Origin of the sequence: Sulfurovum sp. TSL1 (genome assembly GCF_019972135.1) — a bacterium.
In the GTDB taxonomy this organism is placed as follows: Bacteria; Campylobacterota; Campylobacteria; order Campylobacterales; family Sulfurovaceae; genus Sulfurovum.
The window spans coordinates 1-19,818 of record NZ_BPFI01000003.1 but is presented as its reverse complement, the minus strand read 5'-3'; the positions used below and the strand labels follow the sequence as shown (position 1 = coordinate 19,818).

21 protein-coding genes are annotated in these 19,818 nt (G+C 40.3%); 20 read left to right on the top strand and 1 reads right to left on the bottom strand.

The features are described 5' to 3' along the window. Positions 1-49 precede the first annotated feature (49 nt). The 20 genes from LDM98_RS10535 to LDM98_RS10440 all read left to right on the top strand — a co-directional run bounded on the left by LDM98_RS10535 (position 50) and on the right by LDM98_RS10440 (position 18,853). Positions 50-844, top strand: a complete 795-nt coding sequence (locus LDM98_RS10535; RefSeq protein ID WP_223899373.1) for an SCO family protein — start codon at positions 50-52, stop codon at positions 842-844. Then, positions 837-2,492 carry a cbb3-type cytochrome c oxidase subunit I gene (locus LDM98_RS10530; protein ID WP_223899372.1) on the top strand — a complete coding sequence of 552 codons (1,656 nt, stop codon included), beginning with the start codon at positions 837-839 and terminating at the stop codon, positions 2,490-2,492. The genes LDM98_RS10535 and LDM98_RS10530 overlap by 8 nt, the downstream gene beginning before the upstream one ends. Then, the gene (locus tag LDM98_RS10525) at positions 2,492-3,181 is read left to right on the top strand and encodes a cytochrome c oxidase subunit 3 (RefSeq protein ID WP_223899371.1); all 690 of its coding nucleotides are present in this window, start codon (positions 2,492-2,494) and stop codon (positions 3,179-3,181) included. Before LDM98_RS10530 ends, LDM98_RS10525 begins: the two co-directional genes overlap by 1 nt. Continuing rightward, the gene (locus LDM98_RS10520) at positions 3,171-3,500 is read left to right on the top strand and encodes a cytochrome C oxidase subunit IV family protein (RefSeq protein WP_223899370.1); all 330 of its coding nucleotides are present in this window, start codon (positions 3,171-3,173) and stop codon (positions 3,498-3,500) included. Before LDM98_RS10525 ends, LDM98_RS10520 begins: the two co-directional genes overlap by 11 nt. 15 nt (positions 3,501-3,515) lie before the next feature. Beyond that, a complete protein-coding gene (coxB, locus tag LDM98_RS10515; RefSeq protein ID WP_223899369.1) occupies positions 3,516-4,727 on the top strand; it encodes a cytochrome c oxidase subunit II in 1,212 nt (403 codons plus the stop codon). After that, entirely contained in the window at positions 4,724-5,587 is an 864-nt protein-coding gene (locus LDM98_RS10510) for a protoheme IX farnesyltransferase (RefSeq protein WP_223899368.1), read from the top strand. The genes coxB and LDM98_RS10510 overlap by 4 nt, the downstream gene beginning before the upstream one ends. A 91-nt stretch (positions 5,588-5,678) precedes the next feature. Further along, positions 5,679-6,212, top strand: a complete 534-nt coding sequence (locus LDM98_RS10505; protein ID WP_223899367.1) for a hypothetical protein — start codon at positions 5,679-5,681, stop codon at positions 6,210-6,212. A 1-nt stretch (position 6,213) separates the two neighbouring features. Then, positions 6,214-6,828, top strand: a complete 615-nt coding sequence (locus tag LDM98_RS10500; RefSeq protein ID WP_223899366.1) for a tetratricopeptide repeat protein — start codon at positions 6,214-6,216, stop codon at positions 6,826-6,828. 251 nt (positions 6,829-7,079) lie between these two features. Beyond that, positions 7,080-8,546: a cytochrome-c oxidase, cbb3-type subunit I gene (gene ccoN / locus LDM98_RS10495; protein WP_223899365.1), complete on the top strand. Its 1,467-nt coding sequence runs from the start codon at positions 7,080-7,082 to the stop codon at positions 8,544-8,546. Between the two features lie 15 nt (positions 8,547-8,561). Beyond that, positions 8,562-9,230, top strand: a complete 669-nt coding sequence (gene ccoO, locus LDM98_RS10490; protein ID WP_223899364.1) for a cytochrome-c oxidase, cbb3-type subunit II — start codon at positions 8,562-8,564, stop codon at positions 9,228-9,230. 10 nt (positions 9,231-9,240) lie between these two features. Next, on the top strand, positions 9,241-9,459 hold the full coding sequence (locus LDM98_RS10485) for a cytochrome c oxidase, cbb3-type, CcoQ subunit (RefSeq protein ID WP_008245682.1): 219 nt from the start codon (positions 9,241-9,243) through the stop codon (positions 9,457-9,459). Then, positions 9,456-10,346 (top strand): c-type cytochrome, encoded by an 891-nt coding sequence (locus LDM98_RS10480; protein WP_223899363.1) that lies wholly within the window; start codon positions 9,456-9,458, stop codon positions 10,344-10,346. The genes LDM98_RS10485 and LDM98_RS10480 overlap by 4 nt, the downstream gene beginning before the upstream one ends. A 10-nt stretch (positions 10,347-10,356) precedes the next feature. Then, a complete protein-coding gene (locus tag LDM98_RS10475) occupies positions 10,357-10,596 on the top strand; it encodes a DUF4006 family protein (protein ID WP_223899362.1) in 240 nt (79 codons plus the stop codon). 105 nt (positions 10,597-10,701) lie between these two features. Further along, a complete protein-coding gene (locus tag LDM98_RS10470) occupies positions 10,702-11,331 on the top strand; it encodes a hypothetical protein (RefSeq protein ID WP_223899361.1) in 630 nt (209 codons plus the stop codon). Then, positions 11,318-11,866: a FixH family protein gene (locus LDM98_RS10465; RefSeq protein ID WP_223899360.1), complete on the top strand. Its 549-nt coding sequence runs from the start codon at positions 11,318-11,320 to the stop codon at positions 11,864-11,866. The genes LDM98_RS10470 and LDM98_RS10465 overlap by 14 nt, the downstream gene beginning before the upstream one ends. Before the next feature lie 101 nt (positions 11,867-11,967). Then, positions 11,968-14,325, top strand: coding sequence for a PD-(D/E)XK nuclease family protein (locus LDM98_RS10460; RefSeq protein ID WP_223899359.1), 2,358 nt, complete (start codon positions 11,968-11,970; stop codon positions 14,323-14,325). Beyond that, entirely contained in the window at positions 14,322-17,060 is a 2,739-nt protein-coding gene (locus tag LDM98_RS10455) for a RecB-like helicase (RefSeq protein WP_223899358.1), read from the top strand. The genes LDM98_RS10460 and LDM98_RS10455 overlap by 4 nt, the downstream gene beginning before the upstream one ends. Positions 17,061-17,149: 89 nt before the next feature. Continuing rightward, positions 17,150-17,575 carry a 50S ribosomal protein L13 gene (gene rplM / locus LDM98_RS10450; RefSeq protein ID WP_223899357.1) on the top strand — a complete coding sequence of 142 codons (426 nt, stop codon included), beginning with the start codon at positions 17,150-17,152 and terminating at the stop codon, positions 17,573-17,575. Positions 17,576-17,577: 2 nt separating this feature from the next. Then, positions 17,578-17,967 carry a 30S ribosomal protein S9 gene (rpsI, locus tag LDM98_RS10445; RefSeq protein ID WP_223899356.1) on the top strand — a complete coding sequence of 130 codons (390 nt, stop codon included), beginning with the start codon at positions 17,578-17,580 and terminating at the stop codon, positions 17,965-17,967. Between the two features lie 352 nt (positions 17,968-18,319). Further along, the gene (locus tag LDM98_RS10440) at positions 18,320-18,853 is read left to right on the top strand and encodes a hypothetical protein (RefSeq protein WP_223899355.1); all 534 of its coding nucleotides are present in this window, start codon (positions 18,320-18,322) and stop codon (positions 18,851-18,853) included. A 448-nt stretch (positions 18,854-19,301) separates the two neighbouring features. On the opposite strand, the gene LDM98_RS10435 is transcribed toward LDM98_RS10440, so the two are convergent. After that, entirely contained in the window at positions 19,302-19,664 is a 363-nt protein-coding gene (locus tag LDM98_RS10435; RefSeq protein ID WP_223899354.1) for a hypothetical protein, read from the bottom strand. Positions 19,665-19,818: the final 154 nt, after the last annotated feature.

Sequence of the window (19,818 nt, the reverse complement as noted above, 5' to 3'; positions counted from 1 at the left end):
TAGAATTGTTCGTATTTTTACAAATATAGACAAAACGGGGGGAGTGTAGATGAAAAAAATTGTGATGCTTGTATTACTGTTTCTAACTGTACTACAAGCAGAGTCTTTAGGCGTAAATGAAAAGTTAGGTGAATATGTTCCACTTGATTTGACATTTATAGACGAAGACGGCAAAAGTAGAACCCTCAAAGAGTATATGGACGGGAAACCAACGATCATCTCTTTGAACTACTTTAGATGTGCAGGTATCTGTACACCACAACTAGAAGATATGGCAAAAATGCTGTCTAAACTTGACTTGGCTGAAAATACTGACTACAAAGCGTTGACCATCAGTTTTGCACCGGATGAAACGCCGCCTTTAGCAAAAGCGAAAAGAAAAACGATGTTCGACGCGATGACCAGACCTTACGTGAAGGATGCATGGCACTTTTTACTCAGTGAAAACAACTCTTCGGCTATTTTGGCCGACAAAGTTGGATTTACATATAAAAAGGAAGTATCCAAAGCAGGTGTGGTTGAGTGGATTCATGCTGCAACATTGATCATTATTTCACCGGAAGGGAAGATCACACGTTACCTTAACGGTATCGAACAGCTTCCTTTTGATGTGAAAATGGCAGTGTTGGAGTCAGCACAAGGAAAGGTTGGACCGACCATAGCTAAAACCTTACTTTACTGTTTCGCATACGATCCAAAAGGCAAAACTTATGTTTTTGCCTGGGAGAAGATAGCAGCAACAGTAATATTAACGATTACGATTATCTTTTTTATCTGGCTTATCAAGGCAGGGAGAAGAGATCAAGAGGAACATCTAAACCAAAGGAGAGACATAGATGAGTAAAACTTATTTCGACGAAACACACTGTGCCATCGGGCACCCTAAGAGTACATTCATGCAGTGGATGCTTACTATCGACCATAAAAGAATTGGTATTATGTATGCAGCTGTAATGTTTGTATTCTTTTTTGTAGCTGTATTTACAGCATTTGCAATGAGACTTGAACTGTTTGCACCAGGGGGACAATATATGGATGGAGACACGTTTAACCAGGCATTTACGCTACATGGTGTGATCATGATCTTCCTGTTTATTATCCCGGGGATCCCTGCGATATTTGGAAACATTGTTATGCCATTGATGATCGGTGCGAAGGATGTATCTTTCCCAAGATTGAACTGGTTTACATTCTGGCTCTATATTGCGGGTTGTTGTATTGCACTTGCATCACTATTTATAGGTGAAGGTGTAGCGGATACAGGTTGGACATTCTATGCACCATACTCAATGAATACAGGAACAAACGTTATTATGGCGCTTGTGGCTGCATTTGTTCTTGGTTTTGCATCTATTCTTACTGGGCTTAACTTCCTTGTGACGATTCACAGACTTAGAGCACCAGGTATGACTTTCTTTAAAATGCCACTTTTTGTATGGGGTATCTATGCAACGGCATGGATCCAGCTTCTTGCGACACCGGTTGTCGGTATTACGCTTGTATTGGCTATTTTGGAAAAATATTTCGGTATCGGTATCTTTGATCCGGCTAAAGGGGGAGACCCTGTATTGTTCCAACACTTATTCTGGATCTATTCTCACCCGGCTGTTTATCTTATGATCCTTCCGGCATTCGGTATTATGTCTGAAATCATTCCTACATTCTCAAGAAAAGAGGTATTCGGATACAGAACAATCGCTCTTTCTTCGGCATCTATTGCAGGTATCGGTTACCTTGTATGGGGTCACCACCTTTATACATCAGGTATGTCGGATATTGCTAAAACAGTATTCTCATTCCTCACTTTCTTTGTTGCTATCCCGACAGGTGTAAAGTTCTATGACTGGGTTGCTACAATGTATCAAGGTAAAATCGTTCTTTCTACACCAATGATCTGGGCATTAGGAACAATTATCACATTTGCGATCGGGGGTATTACCGGTATTACTATTACAATGATCGGTATGGACGTACACTTACAAGATACGTATTACACGGTTGCACACTTCCATTATGCAATTCTTGGTGGGGTTGTATTCTTGATGTTTGCCGGTATGCACTATTGGTTCCCGCTTATTACAGGTAAAATGTATAATGAAACAAAAGCAAAAATCGCTTTCTATTTGAATTTTATTGGATTCAACCTACTATGGTTCCCAATGTTCATCGCTGGTTACTACGGTATGCCAAGACGTTATTTTGACTACTTGCCAGAATTTCAAATTTACCACCAGATCTCATTTATAGGAGCAGTGATCTTTATTACGGGTCTTATCTATATGTTCTGGGTATTCTTTAAAGGTTGGACAAAAGGTGAACCAACGACGCCTAACCCATGGCATGCTACAACACTTGAGTGGCACTTACCAACATCACCTCCACCACTAGATAACCACTCTAAAGTGCCATATGTTGATTTTGATCCATATGAATATAAGCATGGTGAGCCAGTGGTTAAATTTAATTATGAAACGATGCAAAGGATAGACTAATGGGACACGAATACGTACCTGAGATCGCGATAGATCGTGATGGGAATCAACATGAAGTACAAGGTTGGCAAGGTGATTTTTACGGCGGGAAACTAGGTTTCTGGCTGTTCATGCTTACAGAAGTAATGATGTTTGGGGCCATGTTCCTTGCCCTTGCTTATTATAATACACTGCACCCACAAGATTTTTTGGATGCATCTGCATCTTTAAATAGACTATTGGGTGGTACCAATACAGTGATCCTGCTTGTATCGGCACTTACAATGGGTCTAGGACTCCTTAGAATGAGAGCGGGTGATGTGAAAGGTGCCAAGCTTATGATCTGGGCGACTATCATTTTAGCGGTTGCTTTCTTGGTGATCAAAGGATTTGAATGGACAGCTGAATACCATCACGGTATCTTCTTGATGCATGACAAGCTATTACCTGAGTCATCTTTACCATTTGGTCAAAAATTATTCTTTGGTCTTTACTTTTCAATGACTGGACTCCACGGATTCCACATTATCATTGGTATTGGTTTGATGCTTTGGTTACTGAAAAGAATCAATGCGGGTAAAGTGAGCCCAGAGCATCACATATTACACTGGAACATCGCACTATACTGGGATATCGTACACCTTATTTGGGTATTCGTGTTTCCTTACTACTATATGATCGGAGCAGGAGGAGCTACAGGTGGACACTAATACAGTAAATTATCAAGAAGAGAAAAAAATATATTATAAAGTACTTGTAGGACTATTGTTGTTAACAGCGATTACATTTATTCAACCGCATATGTTTATGACACATTCAACATTTCTGGCACAAATGCTCATTGCAGTTGTTAAAGCTTGGTTGATCGTAATCTACTACATGCACTTAAAAGGTGAGAAACTGATTGCAGCTATGGTATGGTTTGCATTAGCATTAGTGACAGTTTTCTTTATTATCGTCATTGGTATTGATGTTGCCAATTTCCAATTTGGAGCTGAAAGTCATATTACTGCTCCTGCAGCACACTAAGAGGGGTTTTATTATATGAGTAATACATTAGAAGGATTTAGTACAAGTGCATCAAGTTTTAACGCAGATGTTGATTTTGCGTTTTGGCTGCACGTATGGATTTCAGTTGCACTATTTTTATCAGTGGTTGCACCGATGTTCTACTTTGCATGGAAGTATCGTGCAGATAAGGTTAAAGATGAAGAGATTGGTACATTAACCCATCATACTGGATTGGAATTGGCATGGACGATCATTCCTATCATTGCAGTAATGGTTTTCTTTTATTACGGTAATACGACACTGCAAATGTTCAGAACACTTCCAACAGTCACAGATGACACTGTTGTGGTCAAGGTTGAGGGTTCTAAATGGAAGTGGGAATATGAGTATCCTGCAAATAAAAGCGGATATGTACATAAAGTCGGTGGCGCTTTCAAAAAACCTGTTATGGATGAGAAAGGTAAAGTGATCGAAGAGGGTACAATGGGTATCTCTGCACTCTATGTACCGGTAAATACAGATGTTATCTTGGAGATGACAGCACCGGTGGATGATGTGATCCACTCATTTTATATCCCTGCGTTCCGTATGAAAGAGGATGTAGTACCAGGACGTACAACAAAACAATGGTTTAATGTATCTAAAGTAGGTGAGTATGATGTGGAATGTGCGGAGTACTGTGGTACAGACCACTCATATATGTACTCTAGAGTAGTAGTACTTCCAAAAAAGGAGTATGATGCATGGTTTAACGGTACAGATAATACACCAAAAGGTAATTATGCTAAAGGTGGTGATGCACTCGTACAACGACATGGATGTACACAATGTCATGCAATTAAAACAGATAAAGTATTAGTTGGACCTTCTCTTAAAACTAGAAGATTAACTGAAGAACAAGTATTGGATGTCATCAATCATGGTCAAGATCAACTTGGTTATCCTATGGGAGCAATGCCAGCTGGTATGGCTACAGGTGCAGATGCTGAAGAGATCGCTGCGTATGTAGCTGGTGGCATGAAAGGTGAACAACCTGCATCATTTGCAGCATGTAGTTCTTGCCATGGAATGGATGGTAAAGGTATGAACGGTATGTCTCCAAATCTTGTAGAATACGATGCACCACTTATAGGTCATGTATTGCATAATGGTAAAAAAGGTATGATAGGTCAAATGCCAGCATACCCTGATATGACAGAAGAAGAGATTTCAACAATTGCTGAATATCTCGAAAACGCCAAATGATAAAAGACTTTTTTGTAGTCACCAAGTTTATTCTCTCCTTTGCAGTCAGTTTATCTGCACTCTTTGCCTATATTATGGCAAAGGGAGAGATTGGTGTAGATATGTTTATTGCTACCTTCTCTGTACTTTTAGTAGCTATGGGGGTTTCGACCCTCAATCAAGTACAAGAGTACAAAGAAGATTCCAAGATGGAAAGAACGAAAAATCGCCCTATCGCAGCGGGTCGTATGTCCCCTCGTACAGGGATCATCATTGCAGTGGTATTGATCCTTGTTTCATTTGTGATGATCTATTCACTCTTAGGGCTTACAGGTATCAACTTTTTTGCTTTTGCATTCATTTGGTATAACCTGATGTATACACCTTTGAAAAAGAGATCGGCTGTAGCAGTGGTTCCTGGAGCAATACTGGGCGTTATCCCGCCGGCCATCGGGTGGCTTGCGGCAGGCCATACACTCTTTGAGTTAGAGTTCATTGCTTTGGCAGTCTATTATTTTATCTGGCAGGTACCACACTTTTGGCTTTTGGTGATGCTCTTTCATGGAGATTACAAAGACGGCGGGTATCCTACGGCCATGCGTCTGTTTGGTGAAGGTACACTGCAAAGACTCACATTTGTCTGGCTCATACTGACCATACATGCAGGTATCTATCTGGTCTATACGTTTAATGTCTATTTAACGGTTACGGTTGTGCTCTCTGCAGCGCTTGGGCTATGGGCGTTTATTACATCCCTGCAACTGCTCAAAAAAGAGTTTAAACTTACAGATGCACGTGCGATCTTCTGGAAGATCAATGCGGCATTTTTAGGTATCATCATACTCCTTAGTATTGATGAGTATGTAAAACATCATCTCTAACGATAGATACAATAGCAGATTTTTTCTGCTATTAATCTTTACTTTATTTAAACCTATTACACTTATATGAATGACATTTTAAGGAACAACCATGCAAGAGAACCAATACACGATCCAAACGATCATACAGAGTGTGTTTAAAGAAAAAAATCACAAAATAGACAAAAGGCTTATTTATGATAATGCACAGTTTGGAGGACTGAGCAACACATGGATCAAATTGGCATTTCTAATTTTACCGTTTGCGATGTATGCTGCTATATTCAACCCCCTCTCTTTTAAAGAGTTGGGTATAGCACAGGCCATTGTATTTTATATCATACTGCTTGTGTTTGCGATGCAGATCGTTGTGGCAGTCTCTTACTTTAACAACAAAAAGGTATTAAAAACAGCGACTAAAGCATGGGAGGACTATTTTCCCGGTATTGATTTTAAAATGATTCTCTCTTCAGGTGTGACACCTTACGCTGATTTTAAAAAATATTATGAAGCGGCACTTGCTGATGGTCTGGCAGAAGATGCACTAAAGGCTAAAATGAGTGAAGCGTTCCAGCAGATGGAAGCTGAAAACACTCACCTTGTAGAGGCGATGAAAAAGGATAAAGAGAAAAGAGCAGGTAAATAGTATGTTAAAGCATCTTATAGTAATCAGCGTATTCATCTTATCGGCGCTCTCAGCATCACAGAGTACCTCGCTACAGGTTTTGTGCAGTGAGAATAATGCAACAGCCTGTTATGAGCATGGACTCCCTATGGTCACCGGAGATAATGCGAAGGTACAGGATATCAAAGAGGAGGGGTTGAGCTATATCCGTAAAGCCTGTACACTTGGTGAGAATAGAGCCTGTGATATTATGGGCGATAACTACTATAAGAATGCAAATTACGGTGCAGCTATACCCTATCTTGAAAAATCATGCAGCAGAGGCATAAAGTCTGCATGTGAGGCGATGGGAACGATCTATCGTGACGGCCATGACGTAAGACCTGATGATGTCAGATCCAGAGAGTTCTATGAAAAGGCGTGTGCACTCAAAAGCGGTGATGCCTGCTTTAATGTAGCTATCATCTATCGTGGCGGTTTCGGTGTCGAAAAAAACAGAACAAAAGAAAAAGCATTTTACAAAAAAGGTTGTGATGCCGGATTGAAAGCCGGGTGTGACCGATTTGTTGAGTTAGATAATGAAGACAAAGGGATAGAAACCGGGATCTGGGCTACGATAAAAAGCTGGTTTCAATAAATTCCCTTTAGCCCCTCAAAAGCATATTTAGGAGTAATATACTCCTAAAAAAATCAATAAAATTGATAGATTAAAGAAGAGTTAATTTCTCTTTTGGTGTCTTAATTCACTCCGAAATTACGTCAAATGTAACCTTTCCTCCCATATATATACATTCAATAATTTTTTAAGTACAGATATAATCAAATAAGATTATAATTATTATTGAGTGTTGTAATTTTATAACATAGAAATTATTCAAGGGGGTATGTATGCAATCAAACGCAGCATTGGAATATGATTATTCATTGGCAAAAAAGTTTACATTTTTAACTATTTTGTTTGGATTTTTAGGAATGTTGATCGGTACAATTATTGCCGCGCAAATGGCATTTCCTGAATTAAACTATCTATTGGGTGAGTATGGGACATTCTCAAGACTCAGACCACTTCATACAAATACCGTGGTATTTGGATTTACAGTTTCTGGAATTTTTGCTACCTGGTTTTACCTGGGACAAAGAGTACTTAAGGTATCTATGGCAGAATCGAAGCTTTTAATGGTGATCGGAAACCTTCAATTCTGGATCTACTTTGTAGGGGCACTTGCAGCGACAGTCTCTTTACTATTAGGTATCTCAAGCTCTAAAGAGTATGCTCAATATGAGTGGCCATTTGACCTTGTGGTTGTGGTTGTTTGGGTACTTTGGGGTGTTGGTATGATGGGTCTTATAGGAATCAGAAGAGAGAAAGCACTTTATATCTCTATATGGTACTATCTTGCATGTTTCCTTGGTATTGCTATGTTGTATCTTTTCAACAATATGTCTATCCCTACGTATTTCGCAACGGAAGGCCTTGGTGCGATCACTCACTCGGTATCTATGTATTCTGGTACCAATGATGCACTGGTCCAGTGGTGGTATGGTCATAATGCCGTTGCATTCGGGTTTACTGTGCCAATCGTTGGTATGATCTATTACTTCCTGCCAAAAGAGTCCGGACAGGCGATCTACTCTTATAAGCTCTCTTTGCTTTCTTTCTGGGGTTTGATGTTCGTTTACCTTTGGGCGGGTTCTCACCACCTTTTATGGTCAACGGTTCCTGATTGGATGCAAACAATGGGTTCTGCGTTCTCTATAGTGCTTATCTTGCCATCATGGGGTTCGGCGATCAACATGCTTCTTACGATGAAAGGTGAATGGAATCAGTTAACAGACAACCCACTGATCAAATTCATGGTGCTTGCATCTACATTCTATATGTTATCAACGATCGAAGGTCCTATCCAAGCGATCAAATCGGTCAATGCTATTGCACACTTTACTGACTGGATCCCTGGACACGTGCATGATGGTGTACTTGGTTGGGTAACATTTATGATCATGGCTTCGTTGTTCCACATGGCTCCGCGTATGTTCAAAAGAGAAATTTACTCTCGAAAACTTATGGAGACACAGTTCTGGCTTCAGACAACAGCGGTTGTGCTTTACTTTACATCTATGTGGATCGCAGGTATTACACAAGGTATGATGTGGAGAGCGGTAGATGAGTACGGTAACTTGATGTACAGCTTTATTGATACGGTCAATGTACTTCACCCTTACTACACGATCAGAGCGCTTGCAGGTGTAATGTACCTTACTGGTTTCATTATGTTCGCTTACAATATGTATAAAACTATGACTTCTGCGAAAGAGATTACAGAAGAACCACAGTTTAGAACACCTATGGCATAAGGGAGGTAGGTTATTATGTTTTTTCATTGGTTAGAAAAAAATCCGTTTTTCTTCGCTTCGGGGGTCTCGATCGTTATTGCATTTGCAGGGCTTATTGAGATCGTACCGAACTTTGCGAAAGCGGCAAGACCGGTAGTCGATCTTAAACCTCGTACTGTTCTTGAACTTGCAGGTAAAAATGTCTATATTAAAGACAACTGTATGTCTTGTCACTCACAGCTTATCCGTCCATTTAAATCTGAGACGGATCGTTACGGTGATTATTCACTTTCAGGTGAGTATGCCTATGACAGACCATTTCTTTGGGGTTCTAAAAGAACAGGTCCGGATCTTCACCGTGTAGGGAACTACAGAACAACAGATTGGCATGAAAATCACATGCTGAATCCTGCTGAGATCGTTCCGGGTTCAATTATGCCGGCCTATAAACATCAGTTCACAAACCTGGCTGACATCGAAACTGCCTATGCAGAAGCAGTCACCGTTAAAAATGCATTTCACACACCATACGGACCTGAGTTCCAAAAAACCAGAGCTGCATGGGAAGCACACAGACCAAAAGTTCTTGCGGACGCAAAAGCGATTGCAGATGATATGAAAAACAAAGATGTTAAAGAAGCAGTTGCGAGAGGTGAAGTACCTGAGATCGTAGCACTGATTGCTTACCTTAACAGCTTGAAATAGAGAGACGAAGATGGACATCAGGGATCTTCAAGGCTATGCCAGTTTCTTTATGACCATTTTTTTGGTAGTGATGCTGTACGGGTATATTATACACCTGTACAGAAGTGAGAAGAAAGGTGAGCGTGATTATGAAAAATACGGGAATATTGCACTTGATGATGAAGTGACAAGTACACCCGTAGAAGATAAACCCGCATCAGAAAGAGAATATAAGGAGGAGAATAAATGAATTCATTAATGATAAAAGCGCTGGCGTTTGCAGCGGTATTGATCATAGCAACGATTGCCGTTGTAACGAGTCTGGATATTGATATCTTTGCAGACTCTGTCAATGCGATCACAATGGGGGGAGCAATAGCGGTTGCAACGATCACTGCAGCGGTTGCGGTGAAGTATGTCAATCAGATGAAAACAGACATACCATCTGGTGAGCTTGCAGAGGATAACTGGGATGGGATCGGTGAATATGAGAATGAACTTCCTTCAGGTTGGGCCTATTCATTCTTGGCAGTTTTCCTTTGGTCTATGTGGTATGGACTCATAGGGTATCCTGTGAATGCATATAGCCAGATCGGTGAGTACAATGAAGATGTTTTGGCTTACAATGCGAAGTTTGAAGAGATCCACAAAAATGCCGATGAAGCAACACTGAAAGAGATGGGTGAGTCTATCTTTTTGGTACAGTGTCAGCAATGTCACGGTGTGACAGGTGATGGTCTTTCAGGTAAAGCACATGACTTTACTGCCAGAATGAGTAAAGAACAAGTATTGGATGTGATCAATAATGGTCAAAACCAATTGGGGTATCCTATGGGTGCAATGCCTGCAGGTATGGCACAAGGTGCAGACGCTGAAGCGATCGCAGCCTATGTTGCCGGAGGTATGAAAGGTGAACAGCCTGCAGCATATGCAGCATGTGGTTCTTGCCATGGAATGGATGGTAAAGGCAACAACGGTATGTCACCGAATCTTGTATCGTATGATGCAACATTGATGAATCATGTAGTGCAAAACGGTAAAAAGGGTATGATCGGTAAAATGCCATCATTTAAGACCCTTATTACACCTATACAAGAGAAAGCTTTGACTGTATATATCCAGTCATTGTCAAAGTAAGGAGTTTCATATGGCAGAAAATACAAAACGAAGTCTATTTGGACTACATGGAATATTTGGGGTCTTGATCTCGATCGTGGGTTTGCTTGCAATTCTGGTTACATTGATGCTCATGGTAGTCGTTGTACAAAGACATGCAGCGGTAAAGCCTTATGATCCAACCAAGATCAGAGATATCCAGAATGTTAAAATGATCGATGTAGAGAATAAACAGTATTCATTTATAGATGCAGAGAAAAAGGATAAATAATGATTAAATATATGGATAAAGTACTTATCGCGTGTATGGCATTTGCAGCGGCAGCGGCACTCTATTTGTCACTCAGTGGCAATCTTCTATACGTAGGATAAACATATGTTCAAAGCAAAAGTAAGGGCAACCTTGCTTGCTTTGGTACTTCCACTTCTTCTCAACGCCACACACATACTCAAAGACGACATTCTAAAAATTGAAGCTGCACAACTCATTAATGAGATGGGTGATGAACTTTTTTCGAAAACAGGTATCAATGGATATGTGATAGCGACCAATGAACACTTTCCTGTAGGTTTCAACCTGGTAGAGTACAGCAAGAAGTATGAAGCGCAGATGAGCAAGCCTTATGTATTATTTATCTTTGCACCACAGGCACGGATCACTGATCAGATCGAAACAAAGGGCAGGGTAGGATTGATCCCCTCCTCCGATGATCTTCGCAGTCTCTATGACTATGATGATGTAAGAGATGCCGCAGTGAATATTGTCGCTTCTAAAGACAGTAACTCGGATGAAGATAAACATAATATCGGTGTGTTACAGGCTTTTTCAGAGCTCGCAGAAGGTATTGCGCGCTCAAAAGGGGTTGAACTGAGCAAAACGATACCCAATGAGACACGGTATATGGTCTGGGGATTAAGTGTGCTTATCTACATCGGTTCACTGTTGGTACTCTGGTTGTTTGCAATCAGACCACTCTATATAAGGATGAAACATGGCAAAAAATAGCGGAAAAACATACTGGCCTCATATGATACTCGGCTTTCTTGTGCTTGGGATCACGTTAAGTTACTGGACGGTAAAGTCAGCATCATCGATACCGGTACAAGAGTCCAACCAGTATATGCTCAAATACCAGATGGCTGATATGAATATCAATCAGATCATGGAGAAAAGAAGAGCATTTGATCAAGCATATGAGATCCATCTCTTGGATGTGGAAACGATGGTCATGACCGACAATGTGAACAGTAACCGTCCTCAGCCAAATCCTGTCAAATTATCACAGGGGATGAATACCTTCGCCTATGAGGTGGTTGCCAAAGACGGTTCAAAGGTATCGGATGCGAATGTCACCTTTTTACTGACACGGCCCCACAGCAGGAATGAAGATCAACTTTTCAATCATATTCCTTATGTGAACGGGAAATATCAGGTGACAGATGTGAATATCACCAAGGCAGGAAGATACACCTTGCAGCTTAGAGCAGAGGTCGGTGATACGATGGGTTATTCGGAAGTATCCGCTTATCTCAAACCCTAAGGTATCACTCTGATGAGAGGGATGCACCCTCTTATCATCTTTATCTGTCATATTGACAGATTTTTCGTTTTTATCTTCTGCACTATGCTATACTACTCAGCATGAATCAACTCCATATTTATCCCACATCACGAGCCTTAAGAACAGTCAGTGCTGTCCAGAAAGAACAGGATGGTTTTTTACCCGCACTTATGCGTATGGATGAGTTTGAACAGCGCGCTATCCTTTTGGAAGACAAAGTACAGATAGACCCGCTGCAGCGTATCCTTCTTTTACGTGAAGCAGCCTCTTTTCAAGCTTTTGAGGCATTGAATCTCAATCTGGAGCTGGTAAAGTTCTTTACCAAAAGTGACGCCCTGTTCAAATTTTTTGAAGAGTTGGCTGCCGAACAGATAAGCTTTGAGGCTTTGGCACAGGCGGATGCCTATGCAGAGTTTGAGACACATCTGGGTATCCTCGAACAGCTTTTGGAGAATTATAGAAGAGTGCTTGAGGCACAGGGTTTTACAGACAAAGCATTGATCCCTCACTCCTATAGACTCAATGAGGGATTTTTACAGGCGTATGAACGTATAGAGATACATCTGGAAGGATATCTGAGCCACTTTGAGCTGGAACTTCTAGAAAAAATAGCCAAGAGAACGCAGCTCATCATTCACTATACGACCAGCCACTTCAATGTGAAGATGCAGGAACGTTTTGAAGCACTGGGAATGACCTTGGAAAACCATGCCTCTGTCAGTTTTGACCTGACAGAGAAAAAAATAGTTTCGTCCCGGCCTAATGATGCAAAGATCCATGCCCATGTCTTCTCCGTGGAAGAACGACAGGAACAGATAGCGGTTGCATTCATAGAGGTAGAAAAGATGGTACGTTCGGGTATACCTCCCGAAGAGATCGTGCTTATACTGCCTGATGAAGACTTTAAAGAACACTTTACGCTTTTTGACACCCACAACAACCTGAACTTTGCGATGGGATATGACTACGCCAACGGCCGTATCTACAAATCGCTTGAAGCACTCTATAGATATTGGCAGAGCTTTGACAGCGAACACAGACAGCTGTTGGAACGTTACGGATTTGATCTTGAAACGGTAGAGAAACTCTCTTCATCCAAACGCTGCAACATAGAAGCGTTTTTCAGTGCGATAGATGGATTAGGACTCTTAGAGTGCCCACTGCTTGAGGGGGAACAAAAAGAGAAGATGAATGAGCGCGTCTATGAAAAGTATCTGCATTTTCTGAAGATCTTTGCAAAAGAGGAGCTGAGTGTAAAAGAGTGGCTGTTTTTCTGGCTTAAAGCGCTTTCCAAGATCACGATCGATGATGTAAGGGGCGGGTTGGTCACGGTGATGGGTGTCCTGGAGACCAGAGGCGTATGTTTTGAAGGCGTGGTCATTGTCGATTTTAATGAAGGTATTGTCCCCGCAGCTTCAAGCAAAGACCAGTTTCTAAACTCCTCGGTCCGTGCCTTTGCCAATCTTCCTACGAAACATGACAGAGAAGCGTTGCAGAAGCAGTATTATAAACGCTTACTGGAACAAGCCAAGGAGGTCACTATACTCTACAGCAGCAGTGACAATAAACTTCCCTCAAAGTTCCTTTATGAACTGGGACTTAAAGGTGCAGTACCGGCACAGGCACAGACCACTCTGCTTTATGATGAACCTTCACAGTTTGTCGAGGAGAAAGATCCGATCGTAGAGCAATTTAATGCGCAGGATATGATATGGTCAGCCTCAAGACTAAAAACCTATCTGGAGTGTAAGCGAAAGTATTACTATCGATATATACAAAAGATAGAGGCAAAGAGAGAAGAGGAGCTGAATGAGGGTGCATTCTTGCATCTGCTCTTGGATCACCTCTATAGAGAAAAGGAATCGTATGACAGTCAAGAGGAGATGAAAAAAAACATAGATATTCTGTTAGATCGGTTACTCCCTTTGGATGATGCCCAAACAGCCTATAAAAAACTGCTTTGGAAAGAGAAATTAAAAGGGTTTGTCACTTCTCAGATAGAGCATTTCCAGGCTGACTGGAGCGTGGTGGAAAGAGAAGTGGAAGTACAGGGGGAGATAGGGGGTCTACGCTTCAAGGGACGCATAGACCGTATAGACCAGAATGCAACAGATACACTTGTGCTTGACTATAAAAGCGGCTCAACAGCAGAGGCCAACAAAACCAAGAACCTGGAGAAGCTTAGCGATTTTCAAATGAGCATTTACCACCAAATGCTTACAGGAAAATACCAGAATGTCCATTTGGCATTCGTCAAGATACTCGAAGGAGGCACCATAGAAGAGATCACAGCCCTTGAAGAGAAAAACGCACTTTTGGCACAACATATCATAGCACTCAAACAAACAAGCTCTTTTACGGCTGAAAAGTGTGAGGATCTGCAAAAATGCAAGTATTGTGAATTTACGTTGATGTGTGAGAGAGGAGAGTATCTATGAGTTTCAAACCTTTTTTAGCCTACTCTGCTTCTGCAGGTTCGGGCAAAACATTCGCACTTTCCGTTCGGTACATTTCACTGCTTTTTATGGGAGAATCTCCTGGCGCTATTCTGGCAGCCACGTTTACCAACAAGGCAGCAGCGGAGATGCGTCAAAGGGTCGTAGAGTCTCTGCGTAGTTTGGCCGATAAACGCAATGACGCGTTCACCAGTGCGATCTGCGTACAGACGGGACTTTCACGTGAAGCACTTTTAGAAAAACAGCCTGAGGTTTTGGCACGCTTCCTGGCCAGCAGTTCCTACATTGTCACGCTTGACAGTTTTTTCTCTTCCATCTTGCGTTCGGCCTCTTTGGAGATAGGGCTTGAACCTGACTTTGTCACCAAAGAGCAGGGTGAAGATGCACTGGAAAAACATTTCCTGGATGAGGTCCAGGCAGCAGGGTTGCTCTCTTCGCTTGTGAAGCTCTCCATGGATATCGAAGACAAACGTTTTATGAAGATCTTTGACCTGATGCAAAACTTTTATAAGGTCGATCCTTTATTGCCTCAGCAAGAGGAGGAGAGTTTTTCTCTATCCAGACAGGAGGAGAGATGTGAAGCTTTGAGGAACAAGCTTATAAAAGCACTGACAGATGCAGGGGCGCCGGCACGTTGTATGAATCAGTTTGACACAAAGAGTATCAAAACGTTGTTTGGTAAATCTCTTTTTGAAAAAGAGACTTTGGGTGAACACTCATGGTTTAAAAAAGTAGCCAATGATGAGATAGAAGGACTTTATGCCTTGCTCAAAAAAGAGTTGGCCCTTTGGTCACAAGCAAAAGAAGCGATCGTATTACATAATCTCTTTAAGATCTACGATTACTATAAAAATGCGACGATCACCAATGCGAAGTCTTCGGGTGTACTGAGTTTTGATGATCTGACCTATTTTACCTACCGGCTCCTGCATGAGAGTCTCAGCAAAGAGTTTTTGTATTTCAAGATAGACTCCAAGTTCAAACATATACTGCTGGATGAGTTTCAAGATACCTCTACATTGCAGTTCTTACTGCTCAAACCACTTATAGATGAGATATTTTCAGGACAGGGACAGAGTGAATTTAAGAGCTTTTTCTATGTCGGAGATACCAAACAGTCGCTGTACCGTTTTCGCGGTGGGGTAGAAGAGCTGTTCGACAAAGTCGCTGAACACTATGGTGTAACCATAGAACAGATGGACACCAACTACAGAAGTTCCAAAAATGTGGTAGAACAGGTCAACCGATGGTTTGAACCGGCGATGGAAGGCTATGTACCTCAAAAGAGTCAAGATAGGGCTCCTGCAGGGTATGTAGAGGTCATTGAGTCCGAAACACTGATAGAAGAAGCGGTAGGACAAGCCAAAAGATTGTTGGCATTAGGGGTTGATGTCAATGACATCGCTTTTTTGGTCAGTACGAACAAAGATGGGGTGAGTCTGCAGGAAGCCTGTATCTCAGAAGGTATCGATACACTTTTGCAGACTTCCAGTTCACTCAAAAATATTCCTAAAATAGCAGCACTGGTCTCGATGGTGGCATATCTGTTCTATGGAGAGAAAATAGATGCACAAGCACTGGTGTTAAAAGTGGGTAAAAAATTGGAAGATATGGATACTTCCTGGTTCTCGGCATTTATGTCTCCTTTGCAAGTGATAGACAGACTGGTAAGAGGGTTCGGGTATTTTGATGGAGATATGAATATATTGAAACTCTTGGAGTTCGCGTCGCATTTTTCAGACATACCTACATTTATAGAAGAGTTTCGTACTTCTTCCATTGCTGTTGCGGCAAATACAGCGCATGGAGCCAAGATCATGACGATCCACGGATCCAAAGGACTTGAATTTGGGTATGTCATCCTGCTTGATAAACTCACGCGTAAAAACAGTGACAAATCGGCACTGATCTACCATTACAATGATCAGCTTACTATCGATAAGATACTCTACAGGATCAAAGGCAGGGAACATTTTGATGAAGCATATCAACGAATCATGGATGCACGGAAGGTCTCAGAACTGAAAGACAGAAAAAATATACTTTATGTGGCTTTGACCCGCGCCGTAGAAGGGCTTATCGTTCTGAGAAAACCCAAAGACTCTATTTTTGATGAGATCAGCATGGCACCACTCACTGTGGGTGAACTTCAAGCAGTGCCCATACATGAGAGTGAAAAGAGTGTACCTGAGACGGTAAAAGCGTTGAAGATCTCAAACTATGGTACACAAGAAGTACTTTCTGCTGAAGAGGAAGAAGAGAAGGACTATGAGGCTATCTTGTTCGGTACAGCCTTGCATTATACCTTGGAGATGCTGGGTTCATTTGATGAAAAGAGTCTGGGTGTAGCCATGCTTTCATTGAAAAATCGTTATGGACAGCAGTTGCCTGATCCGAGTATGAAACAGATAGAAATGCGTATCAGATATCTGATCCATGATAAAGCATTCCAACAGAGACTTGATGGGGCCAAGGTCAGAAAAGAGCAGTCTCTCAGTTTTGAGGGAGAACTGAAACAGATAGACCTTTTGCTGGGATATGAGGATCACTGTCTGGTCGTAGACTATAAAAGTTCAAAAAAGTATGCCCTGAAACATGAAAAACAGGTAAGATATTATCAAAAGGCCATAGGGAGGATCACCGGAAAAAGGACGGAGGGGATGATCATTTATCTTTTAGAGGACAAAATAGAAATTAAAACCTTAAATTGGTCTTAATTTAAATAAATTTTAAGTTTAAGTGGGTAGAATCCGTTCACAAAAGAGCATTTACCGTGTAAATCGTTCTATTTAAACAAGGAAAATTCATGAAATTGACATCAGTTCTTAAACCTGCTGAAGTACAACGTGACTGGGTTTTGATCGATGCAGAAGGTAAAACTTTTGGTCGTATCTTAACTGAAGTAGCGGCACTTCTTAGAGGTAAACACAAACCATCATTTACACCAAACGTAGATTGTGGTGACTACGTAGTTATCATCAATGCTGAAAAAGCAAAATTTTCAGGTGTGAAACTTGAAGATAAAGAGTACTTTACTCACAGTGGTTACTTCGGTTCTACTAAAAGTAAAAAACTTGGTGATATGTTAGAAAACCATACAGAGAAACTTTACAAGCTTGCTGTTAGAGGTATGCTTCCAAAGACGACTCTTGGTAGAACAATGCTGAAAAAGCTTAAAGTATATGCAGGTGCTGAACATCCACACACTGCTCAAATCAATAAGGGAGCGTAAGCATGGCAACTATGTACGCAACAGGAAAAAGAAAAGCAGCGATCGCTAAAGTCTGGTTGACTCCAGGTAACGGTGAAATGCTTATCAACGGTAAAACACTTGACCAATGGTTAGGTGGACACGAAACACTTAAAATGAAAGTAAGACTTCCACTTGAAGCAACTAAACAACTTGAGTCTATGAACATCAGAGCTACTACACTTGGTGGTGGTTATGCTGCTCAAGCGGATGCACTTAAGCATGGTATCACGAAAGCACTTGTAGAGTTTGAACCATCTTTCAGAGCGATCCTTAAGCCAATGGGACTTCTTACTAGAGACTCAAGAGTTGTTGAAAGAAAGAAACCAGGAAAGAAAAAAGCGAGAAGATCTCCACAGTTCTCAAAAAGATAGTCGATCTTTTCCCAAAGTTTGTCTTTGGAAAATCTCTTTCGAGAGATTTCGACTGCTTTCTCCAAGGGTTTCCCTTGGAATCTTCTGCAAGGTTTCCCCTTGCAAATTTATTTACCTCCCCATTTTTATTTCAAATAAAATATGCTAAAAATCACTATTACCCGTTTATTACAGTTTTCATTATAAAACATACCAATATGGAACATTTTATAAGGTTTTCTATGGATGGGTGTAAATTTATGGCTCTCAAACGTCGATATAGCGAATAACGTTATAAAATATGTTAGATTATAAGGTTTTGGTTTTTAGGGAATTAAGATAGTATATAGTTGATTGAATAGAAAGGCTATATATGAAAAAACTTGGATTGACTCTATTATTATTTTTTACTTCAAATACTTATTCCGAAACCATTAATGGACACACTCTACCACCTGAACCAAACCCAAAAATCAACAACTCTACATTACTTGGAATTGACTCCAACAATAATGGTGTAAGAGATGATGTGGAGCGTTGGATATACAAGACATATAAACATCCCATAGAAATAGGTATCTTCATGCAGAGTGCAAGAGCTTATAATATGGTGATTGTTGATCCTAGTAAAGCCAAAGAAACAAGAAATCATATAAGTAATATTGTTGGTTGTATAGGGTATTGGAAATACTATTCAAAAGAGAATAATGAAACTTATATACTTGACCCATTTCGTGATACAAGTAGCGAAATTAATAAAATACAATTCAATACAAGAAAACGACATATGGTGTATGAACGATTTAATAGAGAACTTAGTGGAGGAGTTTATGGATCATCCGGAATGGCGAAAGAAAAATGTGAATTTGATGAAAATGGTATTCTAAAACCATTAAAAGACAAATAGAAAACCTTATAAAATATATAACTTTATATGGTTTTGAGTGTTCTCTTGCGCTTTGGTATTTGTTATTGATTAAATTACTTTATGTATGAACCTATCCAACTTGCTATCCTAAGAATAACATATAATAGCATCCCCATAGATGTAAGAAACAAAGTAGATTCAAAGTTACCATGATATAAATACATACAAAAAATCCATACCAAATAAATACCAATTGCACCCAGTAAAATGATATCTGTAATATCAAATTTCAAGCTTGTCAAATAGTGGAGGATATATGGTATGGCTCCGAGAACCACCCATAAGGACAAAAAGACAAATGTTCCTTTTATTAAGCCAAAGATGTAGAATAAAGCAATTGGGCTAAGAATAAAAAGAAAGACAAAAGAAATAACACCATCAGGATCTTTTTTGTACTTTTGACGGAAATATTCATTGAAAGATTTTTTCATTTTGGTATCAAATCCGTAGTAATAGAATAATCTTTAGTAGCATGCTTAAAGATATTTAATGGTTCTTCATGAGCGCTGGCTTCAAAAATGATACTTAAATTATAGTGATCTATTTTATCCACATGTTGGGTATACTCCAAAACAGTACCTTTTTTTAGAAATCCTATTTCTGAATTTCCTTGATATAGCTTGGCATCTTTCTGAATAACTACTACTTGATTCTTTAAAGATGAGCCCATAAAAGATATTGTCTGCAATTTGTTGATTATGTTATCTCTAAAATTCCATACAGACAAAATCAATACTAACATACCAAATATCATGCCTAAGAAGAATATTTTTAAACGAGCTATAGTCATATTGGTATCCTTCGGCGATGATATTTTAGTATGAAGAGTATATCAGAAATGTCTTCTTTTCAAAACCTTATAAAATAGAGCCACTTGCAGATTAAATATCTAAAAGTGGCTAATCTTCAATAATCCGTAATCTACTATTGAAAAAAGCTGTACA

Coding starts and splice junctions, on each gene's coding strand:
- LDM98_RS10475 (WP_223899362.1), top strand. CDS start 10,357: ATGGCAGAAAATACAAAACGAAGTCTATTTGGACTACATGGAATATTT.
- LDM98_RS10460 (WP_223899359.1), top strand. CDS start 11,968: ATGAATCAACTCCATATTTATCCCACATCACGAGCCTTAAGAACAGTC.
- LDM98_RS10500 (WP_223899366.1), top strand. CDS start 6,214: ATGTTAAAGCATCTTATAGTAATCAGCGTATTCATCTTATCGGCGCTC.
- LDM98_RS10455 (WP_223899358.1), top strand. CDS start 14,322: ATGAGTTTCAAACCTTTTTTAGCCTACTCTGCTTCTGCAGGTTCGGGC.
- ccoN (WP_223899365.1), top strand. CDS start 7,080: ATGCAATCAAACGCAGCATTGGAATATGATTATTCATTGGCAAAAAAG.
- rpsI (WP_223899356.1), top strand. CDS start 17,578: ATGGCAACTATGTACGCAACAGGAAAAAGAAAAGCAGCGATCGCTAAA.
- ccoO (WP_223899364.1), top strand. CDS start 8,562: ATGTTTTTTCATTGGTTAGAAAAAAATCCGTTTTTCTTCGCTTCGGGG.
- LDM98_RS10470 (WP_223899361.1), top strand. CDS start 10,702: ATGTTCAAAGCAAAAGTAAGGGCAACCTTGCTTGCTTTGGTACTTCCA.
- LDM98_RS10480 (WP_223899363.1), top strand. CDS start 9,456: ATGAATTCATTAATGATAAAAGCGCTGGCGTTTGCAGCGGTATTGATC.
- coxB (WP_223899369.1), top strand. CDS start 3,516: ATGAGTAATACATTAGAAGGATTTAGTACAAGTGCATCAAGTTTTAAC.
- LDM98_RS10525 (WP_223899371.1), top strand. CDS start 2,492: ATGGGACACGAATACGTACCTGAGATCGCGATAGATCGTGATGGGAAT.
- LDM98_RS10465 (WP_223899360.1), top strand. CDS start 11,318: ATGGCAAAAAATAGCGGAAAAACATACTGGCCTCATATGATACTCGGC.
- LDM98_RS10485 (WP_008245682.1), top strand. CDS start 9,241: ATGGACATCAGGGATCTTCAAGGCTATGCCAGTTTCTTTATGACCATT.
- LDM98_RS10505 (WP_223899367.1), top strand. CDS start 5,679: ATGCAAGAGAACCAATACACGATCCAAACGATCATACAGAGTGTGTTT.
- rplM (WP_223899357.1), top strand. CDS start 17,150: ATGAAATTGACATCAGTTCTTAAACCTGCTGAAGTACAACGTGACTGG.
- LDM98_RS10510 (WP_223899368.1), top strand. CDS start 4,724: ATGATAAAAGACTTTTTTGTAGTCACCAAGTTTATTCTCTCCTTTGCA.
- LDM98_RS10440 (WP_223899355.1), top strand. CDS start 18,320: ATGAAAAAACTTGGATTGACTCTATTATTATTTTTTACTTCAAATACT.
- LDM98_RS10530 (WP_223899372.1), top strand. CDS start 837: ATGAGTAAAACTTATTTCGACGAAACACACTGTGCCATCGGGCACCCT.
- LDM98_RS10435 (WP_223899354.1), bottom strand. CDS start 19,664: ATGACTATAGCTCGTTTAAAAATATTCTTCTTAGGCATGATATTTGGT.
- LDM98_RS10535 (WP_223899373.1), top strand. CDS start 50: ATGAAAAAAATTGTGATGCTTGTATTACTGTTTCTAACTGTACTACAA.